At 69.7% G+C, this 17,505-nt stretch carries 18 protein-coding genes and 1 pseudogene; 11 read left to right on the forward strand and 8 right to left on the reverse strand.

Annotation, left to right across the window (positions count from 1 at the left end; all coding sequences use genetic code 11):
* The first annotated feature begins 26 nt into the window (after positions 1-26).
* Positions 27-521 carry an SRPBCC family protein gene (locus FVO59_RS08510; RefSeq protein ID WP_182252241.1) on the forward strand — a complete coding sequence of 165 codons (495 nt, stop codon included), beginning with the start codon at positions 27-29 and terminating at the stop codon, positions 519-521.
* Positions 522-699: 178 nt separating this feature from the next.
* Positions 700-1,446, forward strand: coding sequence for an AAA family ATPase (locus tag FVO59_RS08515; protein ID WP_182252242.1), 747 nt, complete (start codon positions 700-702; stop codon positions 1,444-1,446).
* 12 nt (positions 1,447-1,458) lie between these two features.
* Here FVO59_RS08515 and FVO59_RS16480 read toward each other — a convergent pair whose 3' ends face one another.
* Genes FVO59_RS16480 through FVO59_RS08525 form a run of 3 tightly spaced genes read right to left on the reverse strand, consistent with a single transcriptional unit; the run spans position 1,459 to position 2,851 of the window.
* Entirely contained in the window at positions 1,459-1,797 is a 339-nt protein-coding gene (locus tag FVO59_RS16480) for a sigma-70 family RNA polymerase sigma factor family protein (RefSeq protein ID WP_259363110.1), read from the reverse strand.
* Positions 1,758-2,354 carry a sigma-70 family RNA polymerase sigma factor gene (locus FVO59_RS08520; protein WP_259363111.1) on the reverse strand — a complete coding sequence of 199 codons (597 nt, stop codon included), beginning with the start codon at positions 2,352-2,354 and terminating at the stop codon, positions 1,758-1,760. Before FVO59_RS08520 ends, FVO59_RS16480 begins: the two co-directional genes overlap by 40 nt.
* A gap of 38 nt (positions 2,355-2,392) precedes the next feature.
* Positions 2,393-2,851 (reverse strand): carboxymuconolactone decarboxylase family protein, encoded by a 459-nt coding sequence (locus tag FVO59_RS08525; protein ID WP_182252243.1) that lies wholly within the window; start codon positions 2,849-2,851, stop codon positions 2,393-2,395.
* Between the two features lie 141 nt (positions 2,852-2,992).
* Here FVO59_RS08525 and thrC point away from each other — a divergent pair.
* The 7 genes and pseudogenes from thrC (at position 2,993) to FVO59_RS08560 (ending at position 12,293) form a co-directional block, all read left to right on the forward strand.
* Positions 2,993-4,410 (forward strand): annotated as a pseudogene (gene thrC, locus FVO59_RS08530) (threonine synthase).
* A gap of 214 nt (positions 4,411-4,624) precedes the next feature.
* Positions 4,625-5,965, forward strand: coding sequence for a purine-cytosine permease family protein (locus FVO59_RS08535; protein ID WP_182252244.1), 1,341 nt, complete (start codon positions 4,625-4,627; stop codon positions 5,963-5,965).
* Between the two features lie 29 nt (positions 5,966-5,994).
* Positions 5,995-7,542, forward strand: a complete 1,548-nt coding sequence (locus FVO59_RS08540; protein ID WP_182252245.1) for a hydantoinase/oxoprolinase N-terminal domain-containing protein — start codon at positions 5,995-5,997, stop codon at positions 7,540-7,542.
* A 1-nt stretch (position 7,543) separates the two neighbouring features.
* The gene (locus tag FVO59_RS08545; protein WP_182252246.1) at positions 7,544-8,641 is read left to right on the forward strand and encodes an S-methyl thiohydantoin desulfurase family protein; all 1,098 of its coding nucleotides are present in this window, start codon (positions 7,544-7,546) and stop codon (positions 8,639-8,641) included.
* Positions 8,638-9,738, forward strand: a complete 1,101-nt coding sequence (locus FVO59_RS08550; RefSeq protein ID WP_182252247.1) for an S-methyl thiohydantoin desulfurase family protein — start codon at positions 8,638-8,640, stop codon at positions 9,736-9,738. Before FVO59_RS08545 ends, FVO59_RS08550 begins: the two co-directional genes overlap by 4 nt.
* A 9-nt stretch (positions 9,739-9,747) precedes the next feature.
* Complete coding sequence (locus FVO59_RS08555) at positions 9,748-10,782, forward strand: S-methyl thiohydantoin desulfurase domain-containing protein (RefSeq protein WP_182252248.1); 1,035 nt, start codon at positions 9,748-9,750, stop codon at positions 10,780-10,782.
* Positions 10,779-12,293 (forward strand): PucR family transcriptional regulator, encoded by a 1,515-nt coding sequence (locus FVO59_RS08560; RefSeq protein ID WP_182252249.1) that lies wholly within the window; start codon positions 10,779-10,781, stop codon positions 12,291-12,293. The genes FVO59_RS08555 and FVO59_RS08560 overlap by 4 nt, the downstream gene beginning before the upstream one ends.
* A 125-nt stretch (positions 12,294-12,418) precedes the next feature.
* On the opposite strand, the gene FVO59_RS08565 is transcribed toward FVO59_RS08560, so the two are convergent.
* Both FVO59_RS08565 and FVO59_RS08570 read right to left on the reverse strand, forming a co-directional pair.
* Positions 12,419-13,588, reverse strand: a complete 1,170-nt coding sequence (locus tag FVO59_RS08565) for an RtcB family protein (RefSeq protein ID WP_182252250.1) — start codon at positions 13,586-13,588, stop codon at positions 12,419-12,421.
* 295 nt (positions 13,589-13,883) lie between these two features.
* On the reverse strand, positions 13,884-14,471 hold the full coding sequence (locus FVO59_RS08570) for a TetR/AcrR family transcriptional regulator (RefSeq protein WP_182252251.1): 588 nt from the start codon (positions 14,469-14,471) through the stop codon (positions 13,884-13,886).
* Between the two features lie 85 nt (positions 14,472-14,556).
* On the opposite strand from FVO59_RS08570, the gene FVO59_RS08575 reads away from it, so the two are divergent.
* Positions 14,557-15,228: a hypothetical protein gene (locus FVO59_RS08575; protein ID WP_182252252.1), complete on the forward strand. Its 672-nt coding sequence runs from the start codon at positions 14,557-14,559 to the stop codon at positions 15,226-15,228.
* A 17-nt stretch (positions 15,229-15,245) separates the two neighbouring features.
* Here FVO59_RS08575 and FVO59_RS08580 read toward each other — a convergent pair whose 3' ends face one another.
* The gene (locus FVO59_RS08580; protein WP_182252253.1) at positions 15,246-15,650 is read right to left on the reverse strand and encodes a VOC family protein; all 405 of its coding nucleotides are present in this window, start codon (positions 15,648-15,650) and stop codon (positions 15,246-15,248) included.
* Positions 15,651-15,702: 52 nt separating this feature from the next.
* On the opposite strand from FVO59_RS08580, the gene FVO59_RS08585 reads away from it, so the two are divergent.
* The gene (locus FVO59_RS08585) at positions 15,703-16,107 is read left to right on the forward strand and encodes a RidA family protein (RefSeq protein WP_182252254.1); all 405 of its coding nucleotides are present in this window, start codon (positions 15,703-15,705) and stop codon (positions 16,105-16,107) included.
* Between the two features lie 7 nt (positions 16,108-16,114).
* Here the strand turns inward: FVO59_RS08585 and FVO59_RS08590 are convergent, their stop codons facing one another.
* Both FVO59_RS08590 and FVO59_RS08595 read right to left on the reverse strand, forming a co-directional pair.
* On the reverse strand, positions 16,115-16,522 hold the full coding sequence (locus tag FVO59_RS08590) for a VOC family protein (RefSeq protein ID WP_182252255.1): 408 nt from the start codon (positions 16,520-16,522) through the stop codon (positions 16,115-16,117).
* 177 nt (positions 16,523-16,699) lie between these two features.
* Entirely contained in the window at positions 16,700-17,503 is an 804-nt protein-coding gene (locus FVO59_RS08595) for an alpha/beta fold hydrolase (RefSeq protein ID WP_182252256.1), read from the reverse strand.
* Positions 17,504-17,505 lie beyond the last annotated feature (2 nt).

Genomic DNA, 17,505 nt, shown 5'->3' on the forward strand with positions numbered 1-17,505 from the left:
GCGTTCGACGGCTTCAGGAGGGCATCATGGCGACGAATCGGCGACTCATGCGGTGTGCACCCGAGGCGGTGTTCCGCGCGCTGAGCGACGGGTGGCTGTATCCGTCGTGGGTGGTGGGGGCGGCGCGCATGCGGGAGGTCGATGCCGCCTGGCCGGCGGCGGGGGCGGTCCTGCATCACTCGGTCGGCACCTGGCCCTTCCTGCTCAACGGGACGACGAGCATGCGGGAATGGCATCCGGATCGGCGCGCCGTCATGCAGGCGCGCGGCTGGCCGATCGGCGAAGCCCGCGTGGTCATCGAGGCTGAGCCCGGTCACTCCGGAACCCTCGTGTCGATTCACGAGACCCCGGCACGCGGCATCGGCGCCGCGATCCCCTCCTTCATCACAGGGCCGCTGCTGCGCTGGCGCAACAGCGAGACGCTGCGGCGGCTGTCGTACCTCGCCGAGAGCGACTCGCTCGGGCCGCGCGAGTCCGCGCCGACCGGAGGCACCGCGCCGGGCGTGGACCCCGTTTCCTAGCACCACGACGCCTGTCTGCTCGGGCACACGTGTCGACTTCGGCACGGATGTCGGCGAGAAACACGGATGTCGGCCGTATCCGGCTGTTCTCGCCGACATCTGTGCTTCGCGCCTGCATCCGTGCAGGCGGCGCGCATGGGCGCGGCGCGCGTGCGGGCGGGCGGATAGGGTCGGAGCCATGAGTGCGCTCGACGACACGGGATGGCTGCGCCGCAGGCATCCGGTCGTCGCGGTGACCGCGGGCGACGATGCGCCCGAGCCGAGCGACCGGTGGCCGACGAGCATCCCCGCCGTGGCGCAGCTTCTGCGCGAGGGCATGCGGCTCGCACCCGGCGTGACCTTCCTCGTCGGCGAGAACGGCAGCGGCAAGTCGACCATCGTCGAGGGCGTCGCCTTGGCCTACGGACTCTCACCCGAGGGCGGATCGCGCAACGCCAGGCACAGCACCCGACCGACCGAGTCGCCGCTGTCGGACTGGCTGCGGCTCGAGCGCGGCATCGGCGCGAGCTCGTGGGGATTCTTCCTCCGCGCCGAGACGATGCACTCCTTCTACACGTACCTCGAGCAGAACCCGTCTCCCGGCGACTCGCGATTCCACGAGATGAGCCATGGCGAGTCGTTCCTCGAGATCCTGAGCACCCGCTTCGACTCACCCGGCTTCTACTGCCTCGATGAGCCGGAGGCCGCGCTGTCGTTCGCGTCGACCCTCACCCTCATCTCGGTGCTCCGTCGCATCGCCGACGACGGCGGGCAGGTGCTCTGTGCCACCCACTCGCCGGTGCTGGCCTCGCTGCCCGGCGCGACGATCCTCGAGGTCGGCGAGTGGGGTCTGCGCGAGACGACGTGGGACGACCTGGAGCTGGTGCGCCACTGGCGATCGTTCCTCGGCGAGCCTGATCGCTACCTGCGGCACCTGCTCGATTGAGCCGTCGCCCGCTCAGCCGGGAAAGGCGCGGGTGAGCTTGTGCGGGTTGCAGACCTGGCGGATGCCGCGGATGCGACCGCTCGGATCGAATTCGAGCGTGAGCACGTCGGTGCGCCCGCTGTGACTCAGCGCCAGGGCGATCTCGCCGTTGACCTCGATGGGCGCGACGGAGAACGGATGCGCGGCGTCGAACGCGCGCGCCTTCTCGCGCACGCCGAGGTAGAAGCGATGCACCTTGGCGGCGCCGAAGATCGGGTTGCGGGTCGCCGAGACGACGCCCCCGCCGTCGGTCCACAGGATGCTCTCGTCGGTCAGCAGGGCGAGCAGGGTGTCGAGATCGCCGTCCTGCACGGCCTCGAGCAGGCTGCGCAGGGCCTCGGGGTCGGCCGCGCGCGGCGCGGGGAGTGCTCATCGAGCTGCAGTCGGCGCTCCGCACGCGAGATCAGCTGCCGCACCGCCGCCGGGGACTTCTCGAGGATCCCGCCGATCTCGACCGCTGTCATCGCGTAGGCGCGGTGCAGCACGACGGCGGCGCGGGCCTCGGGCGAGAGCTGCTCGGCGAGGTGAAGCAGCGCCAGCGAGAGCATCTCTCGATCGGCCACCGCGTCTTCGGGCAGCCGATCCGTCGCGACGGGTTCGGGCAGCCAGTGCCCGGTGTACTCCTCCCTGACGGCGACCAGCGCGCGCACGCGGTCGATCGACCGGCGCACGCACGCGGTGGTCAGCCAGGCCGGCCACGAGCGCACTGCCGCGGCATCCGCGCGCTCGGCCTTCAGCGCCTCGATCGCGACCTCCGAGACGACGTCCTCGGCGTGGCCGAAGTCGCCGAGCATCCGGTATGCGATGCCGATCAGCCTGCCGCGCTCGGCCTCCCATGCCAGCGCGGCGGAGGCGGCGGCGATGGTCATGACGCTCACGCTACCGCCCCTCGCCGACGCCGCCGCGGTCACACGATCGGGTGCTTGTCATCGATCGGCGGCTCCATCTGCGTCGAGATCGCGATGCGGTTCCAGACGTTGATCGTGCAGATGGCCATGACGAGCGCGCCGAGCTGCGCGTCGTCGAAGTGCTCGGCCGCCGCATCCCAGATCTCGTCGGTCACGGTGTCGGGTCCGAGCTTGGTGATCGCGTCCGTGAGAGCGAGGGCCGCGAGCTCCTTCGGCTCGAAGAGATTGCGGGCGTGCTGCCAGGCGCCCACCGCGTGCAGGGTGCGCTGCGGGATGCCGTGCTTCGCGCCGTCGGTCGCGTGCATGTCGACGCAGAACCCGCAGCCGTTCAGGATCGACGCGCGCAGCTTGATCAGCTCGTAGAGGCGCTTCTCGACCGCCCTGCTCGCATACGCCTCCATCCCGATCACGGCGGCGTAGCCGAGCTTGTTCGTGCGAGCCATGTCGATCCTGGTCATGGTGGTCCTCTCGTCCTGGCATCCGTCCGATGCCTCTGCACATGTGTCGGAGGCGGGCGCCGGAGTGTGACAGGTGTCATCCGGCCTCTCTGCCGCGACGATCCTGCGAGAATGGAGAACCCGACGACCCGAGGAGCCCTCGTGCTGTACATCTCCACCCGCGGCGGCATGCAGCCGCAGCCGTTCAGCGAGACTCTGCTCGAAGGACTCGCACCCGACGGGGGCTCGCGGTGCCTCAGCAGCTGCCGCAGGTCGACGCCGAGACGCTGGAGCGGTGGCGGGCGCTCACCTATCCGCAGCTCGCCACCGAGGTGCTCTCGCTGTTCGCCACCGACATCCCCCGCGAGGATCTCGCGCGGATGACGGCGGCGGCGTATGCCGACTTCCCGGATGCCGTGGTGCCGCTGCGCTCGATCGGCGGCGGGCTCACCCTGGTCGGTCTGTCGGAGGGCCCGACGCTCGCATTCAAGGACATGGCGATGCAGTTCCTGGGGCAGGTGCTCGAATACGTGCTCGAGAAGAAGGGGCGCGTGCTGAACATCGTCGGTGCGACCTCGGGCGACACCGGATCGGCCGCGGAGCACGCGCTGCGCGGCAAGGAGCGGGTGTCGGTGTTCATGCTCTCGCCGCAGGGCAGGATGAGCCCGTTCCAGCGCGCGCAGATGTACTCGCTGCACGACGCGAATGTGCACAACATCGCCGTGGAGGGCGTCTTCGACGACTGCCAGAACCTCGTTAAGAAGCTCGCCGGCGATCTCGCCTTCAAGCGCGAGCAGAACCTCGGCGCGGTCAACTCGATCAACCTGGGGCGCATCGCCGCGCAGGTCGTCTACTACTTCTGGGCCTGGCTGCGGGTGACCGACGCCGTCGAGCCCGAGTTCCGGTCCGGGTTCGAGGTGTCGTTCACGGTGCCTTCCGGCAACTTCGGCAACATCCTCTCGGGCTTCTTCGCGAAGGGCATGGGCGTGCCGATCCGCCGCCTCGTTCTCGCCGCGAACGAGAACAACGTGCTCGACGAGTTCTTCCGCACGGGCATCTACCGCCCCCGGTCGGCCGCCGACACGCACGCCACGTCGAGCCCGTCGATGGACATCTCGAAGGCGTCGAACCTCGAGCGCTTCATCTTCGACCTCGTCGGGCGCTCGCCGCAGGGCGTCGTCGACGCCTGGGCGGGGCTCGACCGCGACGGATTCTTCGACTTCTCCGCCGACCTCGGCCGGTTCGAGAGCGAGTTCGGCATCGTCAGCGGCACCTCGACCCACGCCGACCGGCTCGCCACGATCCGCTCGGTGTACGAGGAGACCGGAGAGGTCATCGATCCGCACACCGCCGACGGCGTGAAGGTCGCCCGCGAGCACGTCGAGCCGGAGGTGCCGATGCTCGTGCTCGAGACCGCCAAGCCGCAGAAGTTCGCCGAGACGATCACCGAGGCGATCGGCGTCGAGCTGGAGTTCTCGGCCGAGCTTCGCGACATGCTGGCGGCGCCTCAGCGGGTGACGGAGATGGCCGACGACGAGCAGGCGCTGCGCGCCTTCGTCGCGGAGCACGCACTGCGCTGACCCGCCTGCGCTGACCCGCCTGCGCTGACCCGCCTGCGCTGACGCGGCCTTACGAGGCGCGCGGCTCTGCACCGACCCCAGGTTCACGAGTGAGCCTGGGGTCGAGTGCATGTTGCCCATCTGTTCGCGATACTCGTGCAGATCGCACATATCGCGTGTCGAGCGGCGTGATTACTGTTGCCACAACCCGTCACTCCTCTCGAAGGACACCCTCATGGCACGCATGGCGCACTCCGATGACTTCGCGCTCTCCCGAGTCACGCCCGAAGCACGCAAGCCCTGGTTCGGGATCGCCGTGCAGCGATTCGGTCAGGTCTCCGCCCTCTCGCAGTTCCTGCTCGGGGCGACACTGGGCTTCAGCATGACCTTCGGCGAGGCAGTCCTCGCCTTCCTGTTCGGCTCGCTCATCCTCGAGGTGATCATGTGCGTGGTCGGATTCATCGGTCAGCGCGAGGGGCTGAACACCGCGCTCCTGGCCCGATGGACCGGCTTCGGCGAGATCGGCGCCTCGCTCGTCGGCCTCGCCATCGGCATCAGCCTGATCGGCTGGTTCGGCATCCAGTCCGCGATCTCCGCGCAGTCCCTCGACGCGCTGATGCCCGGAGTCCTGCCGGTGTGGGTGTGGAGCCTCATCTTCGGTCTTGCTGTCACGGCGATCGTCGCCTTCGGCTTCGTCGGGATGCAGTGGCTCGCGAACGTCACCGTGCCGCTGTTCCTGGTGCTGGTCGGCTGGTCGGTCATCAGCGAGCTCAGCCGTCACGACATCGGAGAGCTGCTCACCAGCCCGGCCCCCGGTCCGACGATGAGCGTGTGGGCCGGCACCGGCATCGTCGCCGGCGGCCTCATCGTCGGTGCGATCATCACGGGGGACATGACCCGCTTCAACCGCTCCCGCGCCGATGTCATCAAGCAGACCGTGGTGGGCGTCTCGCTCGGCGAGTTCGTGATCGGTCTGGCTGGAGTTCTGCTCGCACACGCCGCCGGCACCGGCGACATCGTCGCGATCGTCACCTCGTCGGTCGGATTCATCGGCCTGTTCATCGTGCTCACCGGCACGCTGAAGATCAACGACTGGAACCTGTACTCGTCGACCCTCGGCCTGGTGAACTTCATCTCCACGGCGTTCGGCCGCAACCTGCACCGCGTCACCACGACGATCGTGCTCGGCGTCGTCGGGTCGATCCTCGCCGCCGTCGGGATCCTGGGTCAGTTCACCTCGTTCCTCGTCGTGCTCAGCGTCGCGTTCCCGCCCATCGCCGGCATCATGGTCGCCGAGTACTACTTCGTGCGACGCTGGCGCGCCGACCTCGACGCCACTCGCGAGACGGGCACCCTGCCCGCGACCGCCCCGCGGCTCGTGCCTGCCACCATCGTCGTCTGGCTGGTGTCGTCGCTCGTCGGCTACTTCGTCACCTGGGGCATCCCGTCGCTGCTCAGCCTCTTCCTCTCGATGGTGCTGTACGTCATCGCAGGCAAGCTCGGGCTGGTGCGCGGCGTCGGTGTCGCCACCACCCGCCAGGCGCCCGCATCCGACTCCCAGCCCGTCAGCGCCTGACTCCGGCCTCCACACAGAAAGCGAGAACCATGCACATCGGCATCGACGTCGGCGGGACGAACACCGACGCAGTACTCATGGAGGGCACCCGCACACTGGCGGGGGTCAAGCACTCCACGACCGAGGACGTCACGAGCGGCATCGTGCAGGCGATCGAGGACCTGCGGGCCAACCACCCCTTCGAGGGCTCTGACATCGATGCCGTGATGATCGGCACCACGCACTTCATCAACGCGCTGGTGCAGGCCAGTCGACTCGCACCGACGGCGGCCCTCCGTCTCGGCCTCCCCGCGACGCGGGCGCTGCCGCCGCTGGTGGACTGGCCCGAGGTGCTCGTCGAAGCCACCCGCGCGCGCAGCTACCTGGCGCACGGCGGCTACGAGTTCGACGGACGCCCGATCTCGCCGCTCGACCCCGACGAGCTGCGCGCTCACGCCGAGGACATGAAGGCGAACGGCATCCGCTCCGTCGCCATCTCCTCGGTGTTCAGCCCGGTCAACCACGACCTCGAGACGCAGGCCGCCGAGATCATCGCCTCCGTGCTCGGCGACGACGTCGCCATCTCGCTCTCGCACGAGATCGGCCGCATCGGACTGCTCGAGCGCGAGAACGCCACCATCATCAACGCCGCGCTGCGCGAGCTCGCCTCCGAGATCGTCGACGGACTCACCTCAGCGGTGCGCGCCCAGGGCATCGAGGCGCCCATCTTCCTCAGCCAGAACGACGGCACGCTGATGGACGACGAGTACGTGCGCCGGTACCCGGTGGCCACCTTCGCGTCCGGTCCCACCAACTCGATGCGAGGAGCCGCGACCACGAGCGGACTCGACGACTGCGCCGTGATCGATGTCGGCGGCACCACCGCCGACATCGGCCTGCTGATCAAGGGGTTCCCGCGCGAGACGGCCAATGAGGTCAAGGTCGCGGGCATCCGCACCAACTTCCGCATGCCCGACGTGCTCTCGCTCGGGATCGGCGGCGGCAGCATCGTCGATGAGCAGACCGGCGAGGTGGGACCGGCATCGGTCGGCTACCGCCTCACGACCGAGGCGCTGGTGTTCGGCGGCAGCACGCTGACCGCCACCGACATCGCCGTGGCCGCGGGACGCGCCGACGTCGGCGACGCGTCGAAGGTCGCCCACCTCGATCCGGCGCTCGTGGCGCGCGTGCTCGACCGCATCGCCGAGCGCGTCTCCGAGGCCGTGGACCGGATGCGCACCTCGCCCGAGCCGATCGCGGTCGTGGCGGTCGGCGGCGGATCCATCCTGCTGCCGGACGAGCTGCCGATGTTCGGAACCGTGCACCGGCCCGAGAACTATGCCGTGGCCAACGCCATCGGGGCCTCCATCGCCCAGGTCGGCGGCGAGATCGACAAGGTCTACGCCATCGAACCGGGACGCCGCGAGGAGACGATCGCCGAGGTGCGAGCCGAGGCCGTCGACAAGGCGGTCGCCGCAGGAGCCAAGCCGTCGACCGTGACGATCATCGACTTCGACGAGGTGCCGATCCCGTACCTCCCCGGCAACGCCACGCGCATCCGCGCGAAGGCCGTCGGCGACCTCGACATGGGGGCGTGAGATGAGCTGGACCATCACCGCAGAGCACATCGATCCACTCGCCCGCGGCGCGGCCGTGCTCGGCACCGGCGGCGGCGGAGACCCGTACATCGGCGCGCTGCTGGCACGCCAGGCGCTCGCCGATGCAGACGTCACCGTCGTCGGCCTCGACGAGGTGCCCGGTGACGCCGTCGTGCTCTTCGTCGCCATGATGGGCGCTCCGACCGTGATGGTCGAGAAGCTGCCCAGCCTGGACGAGGTCGTCGAGCCCGTCCGGGCGCTCGGAGTGCATCTCGGCCGTCCGATCACCCACATCGCCTGTGCGGAGGTGGGAGGTGTGAACTCCACCATTCCGATCGCCGCCGCCGCGGCGCTCGGTCTGCCGCTGATCGACGCCGACGGCATGGGGCGCGCGTTCCCCGAGCTGCAGATGGTGCTCCCCACTCTCTACGGCGTGACCGCCTCGCCGCTGGCGTTCAGCGATGAGAAGGGCAACACGGGGGTGCTGCAGACCGTCGACAACTCGTGGACCGAGCGCATCGCCCGCGTCGCGTGCGTCGAGATGGGATGCTCGGTGATGATCTCGGGCTTCTCGATGTCTGGTGCACAGGCGCGCGAATCGCTCGTCGCCGGCTCGCTGTCGCGCTGCATCGAGATCGGCGAGGTCATCGTCGCGGCGCGCGACGACAAGACCGACCCCGTCGCCGCGGCCGTCGCCCTGCTCGGAGGTCGCGAGCTGTTCGACGGCAAGGTCGTCGACGTGCAGCGCGCGACCACCACCGGGTTCGCGCGCGGCCGGGCGCGGATCGATGGTGCCGACGACACCTCGATCACGCTGCAGTTCCAGAACGAGCACCTCGTCGCAGAGAAGGACGGGCAGGTGCTGGCCACCACGCCCGACCTGATCATGGTGCTCGAGGGCGAGTCGGGTGAGCCGATCACGACCGAGGCGCTGCGTTACGGTCAGCGCGTGCGCGTCATCGCCGCGCCGGCCGACGAGCGCTGGCACTCCGCCGAGGCGCTGGCGATGGTCGGACCGGGCTACTTCGGCTACGACATGCCCGCCCACCGCTTCGACGGCACGGTCTCGGCCGGTCAGCGCGCTGAGGCGACAGCGTGAGCTGGCAGCTGACTGCCGCAGATCTGCCCGATCTCGCGCGGGGAGCCACGCTGCTCGGCACGGGCGGAGGAGGAGATCCGTACATCGGCAAGATGCTCGTCGAACGCGTTCTCGGCGACGGGGCGATCACCATCCTCGATCCCGACGAGCTGGCCGATGACCTGTTCGTCATCCCCACGGCCCAGATGGGCGCGCCGACCGTGATGGTCGAGAAGATCCCGGCAGGGACCGAGCCCACGCTCGCCCTGCGCACCCTCGAGGATCATCTGGGGCGCAGGGCCGACGCGACCATGCCGATCGAATGCGGCGGCATCAACTCGATGATCCCGCTGATCGTCGCAGCGGAGACCGGCCTTCCCGTGGTCGACGCCGACGGGATGGGCCGTGCGTTCCCCGAGCTGTCGATGGAGACCTTCGCCGTCTACGGCGTGCACGGCTCGCCCCTCGCCCTCGCCGGCGAGCGGGGCGAGCGGGTCGTGATCGACACGGGCGACGACGACCGTCAGATGGAATGGCTCGCCCGCGGGATCACGATCCGCCTCGGCGGCGTCGGCCACATCGCCGAGTACCCGATGACCGGCGCAGACGTGCGCCGCACCGCCGTGCCGCGCACCATCTCGATGGCGCTCGCGCTCGGGCGCGCGATCCGGCTGGCGCGCGATGAGCACCGATCCCCGTTCGAGGCGATCTCGGCGACACTCGCATCCACGCTGTATCCGCACATGCGCGAGCTGTTCGTCGGCAAGGTGGTCGACGTCGAGCGGCGCACGACCGAGGGGTTCGCGAAGGGGCGGGCGGTGATCGCGCCTCTCGACGAGGGCGACGACGCTTTCGAGATCTCGTTCCAGAATGAGAACCTCATCGCCCGTCATGGCGGTCGCCTCGTCGCCATCGTGCCCGACCTCATCTGCGTCGTCGACCATGAGACCGCCGAGCCGATCACGACCGAGGGACTGCGGTACGGCCAGCGGGTGCGGGTGCTCGGGATCTCCACCCCGGAGATGATGCGCACTCCTGCCGCGCTCGCCGCGTTCGGCCCGTCGGCGTTCGGCCTCGGAGAGGACTTCGTCCCGGTCGAGCAGGTGGCGAGGCCGTAACCTGGAACGATGGTGAGCCTGCTCGGGCGTGAGGATCTGACTGCGCTCGCGCGCGGCTATGCGCTGTTCGGCTCCGGAGGCGGTGGATCGACGACTATGCTCGAGCTGATCCTCGCCGGGTCGTCGACCTGGCCGCTCGAGGTCGCCGCGCCCGAGTCACTCGATCCGCAGACGCCGTGCCTCGGCGTCGCGTTCGTCGGATCCACCATCCTCCTTGGCGAGCGGATGCCAGGCGCCGACCCCTTCCGTCCGCTGCTCGACGCGGTCGAGAGATGGCTGGGCCACGAGGTTCCCGCGGTCTGCTCGATGGAAGGCGGCGGCATGAACGGGCTGGCTCCGCTGATGCTCGCCGACACCCACACCGTGGTGGACGCCGACTGCACCGGCCGCGCTGTACCCGGCCTCGATCAGATGTCGCTGTTCGTCGACCGCGTGCCGGGCATCGTCGTCGCCTGCGACACCGGAGCCGGCGGAGTCGCTCTGGTCGAGGCGGCGCGCGCGATAGACGTGGAGAGGGTGGTGCGGGCGGCGATCATCCAGGCAGGCGGTGCCGGATGCGCGGTGTTCGCCGGATTCACGGTGGGCGACCTGCGCGAGCATGCGATCTCAGGTCACCTGGCGCATGCGCTCGAACGGGGTCGTTCGTTCGTGTCCACCTCCTCGCGACCCCTCGCCGAACTCGCTGAGGCGCTCGGCGCCCGCCTGGTCGCCGAGGGTCGCATCCTCTCGGTCGCCTCCCATGCGGACGACCCTCACGTGAGCGCGGTGGAGATCGCAGGCGTCGACGGCGCGGTGCACCGCGTGATCACCCGCTCCGAAGCCCTGGCCGTGCTGAGCGACGGAACGGTCGTCGCGGCTGCACCCACGGTGATCGTCGTCATCGACGCGATCTCCCGCGACGTGCTCGAGGTGACCGAGCTGGCACTGGCGCGTCATGTCGCCGTGCTGGCGATCCCGGCTCCCGCGTGGTGGAACGCCCACCCCTACCGTCTGCGGCACGTCACCCCGTCCGCCTACGGCCTGGCTGATCTGGACGTCGCATGAGCGGTGGGCTGCGTCTGAGCGACCTGCTGTCCCATCCCGACAACGGCGGTCTCGTGCTGGTGGCGGGTCCATCGGATGCGGCGTGGAAGGCCGTGTCGGTGGAGAACGGCGAGACGGATCTCGCGGCTGCCGCCCACGATCGGCTCGCGGTGCTCACCTCCGGCATCCCGCGCACCACCTGGCAGCAGGATGCGATGCTCCGCCGAGTCCGCGATCGCGGGTACACGGGCCTCGCGCTGCCCGGCGCCACGGCGATCGACCAGGGTGCACGTCGGCTCGCCGACCGCCTCAGGCTCACGCTGCTCGACGTCGGGCGCCCGGTGCAGCTGGCGAAGGCGTGCTGGATGCTGCTGGAGGCCCGCGATGCGCTGACGCTCGGTCAGGTACGCAAGGTCGCGCAGTCCTTCGAGTACTCCGCCCAGGACCTCGGAGACCTGCTGCGGCACATCGCGGCGAACCTCGGCAGGGGAGTGGCCCTCGTGGATCGTGCCGGGGTCGTCCTCGAAGCAGGTGGACATCTCGGTGCAGAGCTGCATGCGGCGATCGGGTTCGACTCGTGGGCCGACCTCGCGCGTGCCGGCGATGCCGCGGCCGCATCCGTCCGGGTCGACAGCCCCGGGCGCACGGGACTGCGGCTCGCGCTGTTCGGGGACGGGATGGGCGAACCGCAGCTGCAGGCGCTGTCGGTCGCCGCCGAGATCGCGATGCCCGCCATCGCGGCCCGCATCCTGATCGACGAGGTCGCGGCGATCAACGACGTGACCGTGTCATCGGCGCTGCTGCGCGACTTCACCGATCTGCGAGGCGCGACCGACGACGACGTCGACCGGCGGATGATCGAGCGCGGGTGGCGGACTCAGGGGCATCACCTCGGGTTCCACCTGGCCGCGCGAGGGCGGCTCGACGCATTCTCCCTGCTGCGATCGCTGCGGGCAGGACTCGGAGCGATCGATGCCGAGGCGCACGCGACGGCGGCGGGCAGCGGGGTGAGCGGATGGCTGACCTTCGCCGAGCCGCCGGGGCCAGACCGGGTCGAGCGCACGGTCGCCGCGCTGAGGCAGCTGCATGCGGATGCTCTTCGCGACTTCCCCGTCGCCACGGGCGTCGGCTCGCTGCAGCCGGGCCCGGCGGGACTGGTGACGACCCTCGACGAGGCCGCTGACGCCGCGAGGATCGCCGCCGCTCGCTCGGCGACCGGGTGGTTCGTGCGCGTGGACAGCCTCGGTCTCGAGCAGCTGCTCCTCGCCTGGACGGGCAACGACACCTTCGTTCCCGCCGCGGAGTCGCTGCTCGCTCCGCTGCGCGAGGGCACGGGCGAGCTGCTGACCACGCTCGCCGCGTACCTCGACCATGAATCAGGCATCGCCGCCACCGCCGCAGCGCTCGGCCTGCACCGCAACACGGTCGCGCTGCGCATCCGCCGCACACAGGAGCTGCTCGGCATCGACATGAACGACCCCGAGGCTCGACTCGCCCTGCATCTGGCCTGCAGAGCGGTGCTGATGCGCTGACGCCGCAGGGCCGGTTCTCGAGCGAGTTCGGCTCGAGTGGACGCTGTCCTCGCGAGACTTCACTTCCAGCTTGAGACAGCGTGCACGAGTGCAGGTCCCATGCCGGAAGTGAAGTCTCGGGGTGATCAGTCGCCCTTCACGTTGACGATCTGCCGCAGCGTGTGCCGGATGGTCACGAGATCGGCGGCATCCGCCATCACCTGATCGATCGGCTTGTACGCCTGCGGGATCTCGTCGATGAAGGCGTCGGTGTCACGGAACTCGATTCCGACCATCGCCTCACGCAGCTGCTCGCGCGTGAACGTGCGCCGCGCCGCCGACCGCGAGTACTCCCGCCCGGCGCCGTGCGGCGACGAGTTCAGCGACAGCGGATTGCCGAGTCCCTCCACGACGTACGAGGCGGTTCCCATCGAGCCTGGGATGAGCCCGGCGCGACCGGCGTCTGCCTGGATCGCCCCCTTCCGCGACACCCAGACCTGCTTGCCGAAGTGCTTCTCGGACTCGGTGAAGTTGTGGTGGCAGTTGATCCGCTCCTGCTCCTGCACCTCCGCCCCCGCGAACTCCGACACCTGGCGCACCACGCGGTCCATCATCTCCTCCCGGTTCAGCAGGGCGAAGTGCTGTGCCCACCTCAGCTCGCGGATGTACCGGGTGAACTCTGGCGTGCCCTCGACCAGGTAGGCCAGGTCGGGGTCGGGGAGATCGATCCAGTACTGCTTCACGATTCGCTGCGCGACCGCGATGTGGTGCATGGCGATCTTGTTGCCCACGCCGCGCGACCCGGAGTGCAGGAACAGCCAGACCCGATCCAGCTCGTCGAGGGAGACCTCGATGAAGTGGTTCCCTGAGCCGAGGGTGCCCAGCTGCAGCATCCAGTTGCCGGTGTACGAAGCCGGATCGAACCCGTTCTTCTCGGCGAGGCTCTGCAGGTCGGCGATCCGCGGCTCGGCGGTGGCGACGACCTTGCGGTTGTACCGCCCCGCTGACAGCGGGATCGCGCGCTCGATCGCCTCGCGCAGCGGCGCGAGATCGCGCTCGGTGAACTGTGAGGCGGTGAACTGCGTGCGAACGGCGATCATGCCGCAGCCGATGTCGACGCCCACGGCGGCGGGGATGATCGCGCCGAGCGTCGGGATGACCGAGCCGACCGTCGCCCCCTTGCCGAGGTGCGCATCCGGCATGAGCGCCAGGTGCGGGTGGATGAACGGAAGCGTCGCAGTGGTGCGCGCCTGATCGAGTGTCTTCTGATCGATCAACGATGCCCACGACAGCAGCCGTGCGGAGAGCCTCTCCATGATTCCTTTCCTTCTGTGATGTGCCGGGCACAGGTCACGGAGGATTCATGAAAGATGCCCCGGACCTGACGGTGCGGGGCATGCGAGCAGCGGATGCTGTCACACGGCGCGCGCCGGAGGGTACGACTCGTCGCGGTCGTTGCGCTTCGGTTCGAAGGCAAGGACCGTGGGAAGGTTGCGCTGCTGCGCGGTCATCCGTCGTCTCCTCGGCTGGCTGCTGTGCCGCTCGGCACAGCCGTGTCATTATAGGGGGGCTGGGCTCGGCCGTCAAGAGCGGCATTCCCAATCGTCGCCGTCAGCGGATGCCGTTGGCGATCAGTTGCGCGTCAAGCGCCGCGAGGGCGTCAGATGCCGAAAGCCCGGCGCTCAGCACGGTCAGACCGAGACCCTCAGCCGTGGCGAGCAGAGCGGTCGCGCGTGCCGACGCGCTCTGTGCATCGGCATCCGCCGCGTGTTCGAGCAGTTCGGTGAACCAGTGCCGGAGCTGCGCCTCGCCCTGTGCCAGCGAGCGGGAGTGGTCGTCGCGGATGGCCGCGTAGGCCTGGAACTGCAGGCTGATCCTTCCGTCGTGCAGCTCGTCGTCGGTCTGCGGGATGAAATTGAGCAGGACGGCGCGAACAACGGCAGCGGGGGACGGCGCCTCGCCGAGGGCGGCCACCGATGCGCCGATGCGCTGCTCGTAACGTGTGGCGGCGGTCTGCATCGCGAACGCCATCAGTTCGTCCTTCGACGCGAAGTAGTGCTGCACCATGCCCGCGGTCACGTTCGCCTCCGCGGCGACGTTGCGCAGACTGACCCCGCCGACCCCGTCGCGAACGATCACGCGGAACAGGGCGTCGGCGATCAGCGCGCGCCGCTCGGCGGGATCGACGATCTTCGGCATGCCGCCATGCTTTCACATTGCGATCGTATTGACAACGCATACGGGTGACGGATACATTACGAGTGCAACGTGAAAGGAGCGGCCGATGACGCAGACCGCAGCCGCCGCGACCGCCGAGCCGCGCCGAATCGCCCCGCAGCTGCACGGCGCCGAGCGCCTGCGCCACGGCATCCGTCGCGCCACCGCCATGGAGGCCGCCGGCTGGCGCAGCATCGGCCGCGCGCTCCTGGGTCGACCTCGTGTCCCGCACGGAGCGACTGGATTCAGCTACGACCGTCCGGTCCGCACGATCCTGATCATCTTCCTCGTGCTCTCGGCGATCGAGATCCCCGTGATCGACCTGCTCGTGCACGGCATCGCGTGGCTGCGGTGGCCCCTGCTCGCCCTCGGCGTCTGGGGAGTGCTCACCATGCTCGGCATGCTGCTGAGCCACCTCACCCGCCCGCACTCCGTCGGCCCTGACGGCATCCGAGTGCGGCACGGAGGAGAGGTCGACATCGACCTGCCCTGGGAGATGATCGCCTCGGTGCAGCGGCGCCGTCACTCCCTCAGCGGCGCTCCACAGCTCAGCCTCACCGGCGCCGGCGACGAGCAGGTGCTGAATCAGGTGATCCAGGACCACTCCGAGATCGAGATCGCCCTCGAGCGGCCCACTCTGCTGCCGCTGCCGCAGGGCGACGTCACCGTCGCCGCGGTGCGGATCTCGGTGGACGACCCGGCGGCCTTCCTCGACGCCGTGCGCACGCACATCCCCTGAGCGCCGGGCGCGCGTGATCAGTCGGTGCGCGGTGGGTTGTGCATGATCTCGAGCCGGATGCCGTTGGCATCCTCGACGAACGACGCGTAGTACCGGTCGCTGAACCGCGGGTAGTCCTTGGGCTCGCGCACCTCGCTCCATCCTGCGGCCACGGCGATGTCGTGGATCCGGTCGACCTCGTCCCTGGAGTCGACCGCGAAGGCGAGGTGCTGCCAGCCGACGCGACCGTGCACGTGCGGTCCTGTGCCCTTCTCCCGAGCGGTGTACAGCAGGATCTCAGGCTCGTCGGTGCGCCGCCAGTACGCGTGATCCTCCCCGTCGTGCGCCCTCGTGTAGCCGAGCGCCTCGAAGACGGGATTGAACTGGGTCGATGCCGAGGGCACGTCATCGACGGTGATGCCGAGGTGATCGAAAGTCGCCATCCTCACAGTCTGGCCGATCCTCGCAGTCGCGTCGTCACGGCAGACTGGGACGATGACCGCCGTCTCCCTCATCCGCGCGCCCGAGCTGTCCGACGCCGCCCAGTACGCATACGCCGCCACCGCGCCCGCAGGCGCCCGGCTCATCTTCCTCGCGGGGGCGTGTCCGCTGAACCCCGACGGCACGACGGCTGCGGTGGGCGACTACGCGGGCCAGGCGGCCGCGTGCATCGACACCCTGCGCGGCGCGCTCGCCGCGGCGGGCGCAGGGCTCACCGACGTGATCAGCACCCGAGTGCTCGTCGCCTCGTCGTCGCAGGCAGACCTCGTCTCGGCCTGGAATGTCGTCCGCGACGCGTTCGGAGCACATGACGTGCCGAGCACGCTGATGGGAGTCACCGTGCTCGGATACGACGATCAGCTGGTCGAGATCGAGGCCGTCGCCGCGGTCGTCGACTGAGACCCGATCAGGTGTCGATCGACACCATCCAGGCGACGCCGAACCGGTCGACGAGCATTCCGAAGTCACCGCCCCAGGGCGCGGGCGCGAGGGGAATCGTCGCCGTGCCGCCGTCGAGCAGGCCGTCCCAGACCGCACGCAGGCGGTCGGCCTCGGCGCCGCCGATCGAGATCGAGACGCCCTGGGGTGCCTGATACTCCATGCTCGACGGGGTGTCCGACGCCATCAGCACCATGCCGTCGTCGGTGGTGAGCGAGCCGTGCATGACGAGCTCGCTCTCGCTCGGGTCGTAGCCCATCTCGGGCATCGAGCCGAAGGTCATGATCTGCAGGTCGCCGCCGAGCACCTCGTGGTAGCGCTCGAGGGCCTCGCGTGCGTTGTCGCGGAACGAGATGTACGGGTTCAGGATGGGCATGGTTCACCTTTCGAAGGCGGATGCCGGACGCCCCGGCGACGACAAGTATTCGCCGCGCCACCGACATCCGCAACGGCATCCGCTCCCCGCCCCGCGAGACGTCACTTCCAGCACGACACGGCACCCATTGGGCGCTGTCTCGCGCTGGAACAGAAGTCTCGCGAGTAGGAGCGGCGCTCAGCCGTGAGCGCCGAGAACGCGCAGGATCTCGGGCCAGGCGCGCTCGCCGAGCTCGGCGTCGGCGGCGGCCGTGCCGCCACGCTCCATGTGCACGCCGCCGCTCGCCGGCTCCTCGCCAGGCAGCAGCAGCCGGTGCCCGGCATCCGGATGCCCGATCACCGTCGTCATCAGCCCGGCCGGCCTCCGCGCCGCGACGATCTCCCGCGCGAACAGATCCGACGGCCACACCTGATCGTCCCCGCCGACGATCAGCAGCACCTCGCCCCCGATCCGCTCGACGGCGATCCGGGCGGCCGATGCCCGCTCCGCGAAGTGCTGGAGGCTCGAGGCGTACAGCTCGCGGAACGCCGGCGGATCGGCATCCGGGATCCAGCCGTCCATGAACGGAACGAAGGGCACCGGCTCGCCTGCGAGCGTCCAGTGCGACGACCAGGCGCCGTCGTGCGCGCCGGCCCAGACGACCGATGTCGGAGCGACCGCGATGACCGCATCGACAGGGCTGACCGTCGCGGTCAGCAGCGCGGCCTCCGCGCCGAACGACGTGCCGAACACGACGACCCTGTCGCACTCCCGCCGCAGCCGATCGAGCTGCTCGGCGAACAGCTCGATCGGCACCTCATGGGGCGCGGGCCGCTGACCCTCGCCGCCGAACCAGCGCATCGCGCGCACCCGCGCGCCGTGCGCTGCGAGCAGCTCGGCGCGCGCGGTCTCGAGGCGTCCGCTCGAACCCGCGAGCAGCAGCACTCCCGTGCCGCTCGGCTCGGCGGGATGCACGTCGAAGCGGTCTCGTTCGGCCAGCATGC

Source organism: Microbacterium esteraromaticum (genome assembly GCF_014084045.1).
GTDB lineage: Bacteria > Actinomycetota > Actinomycetes > Actinomycetales > Microbacteriaceae > Microbacterium > Microbacterium esteraromaticum_D.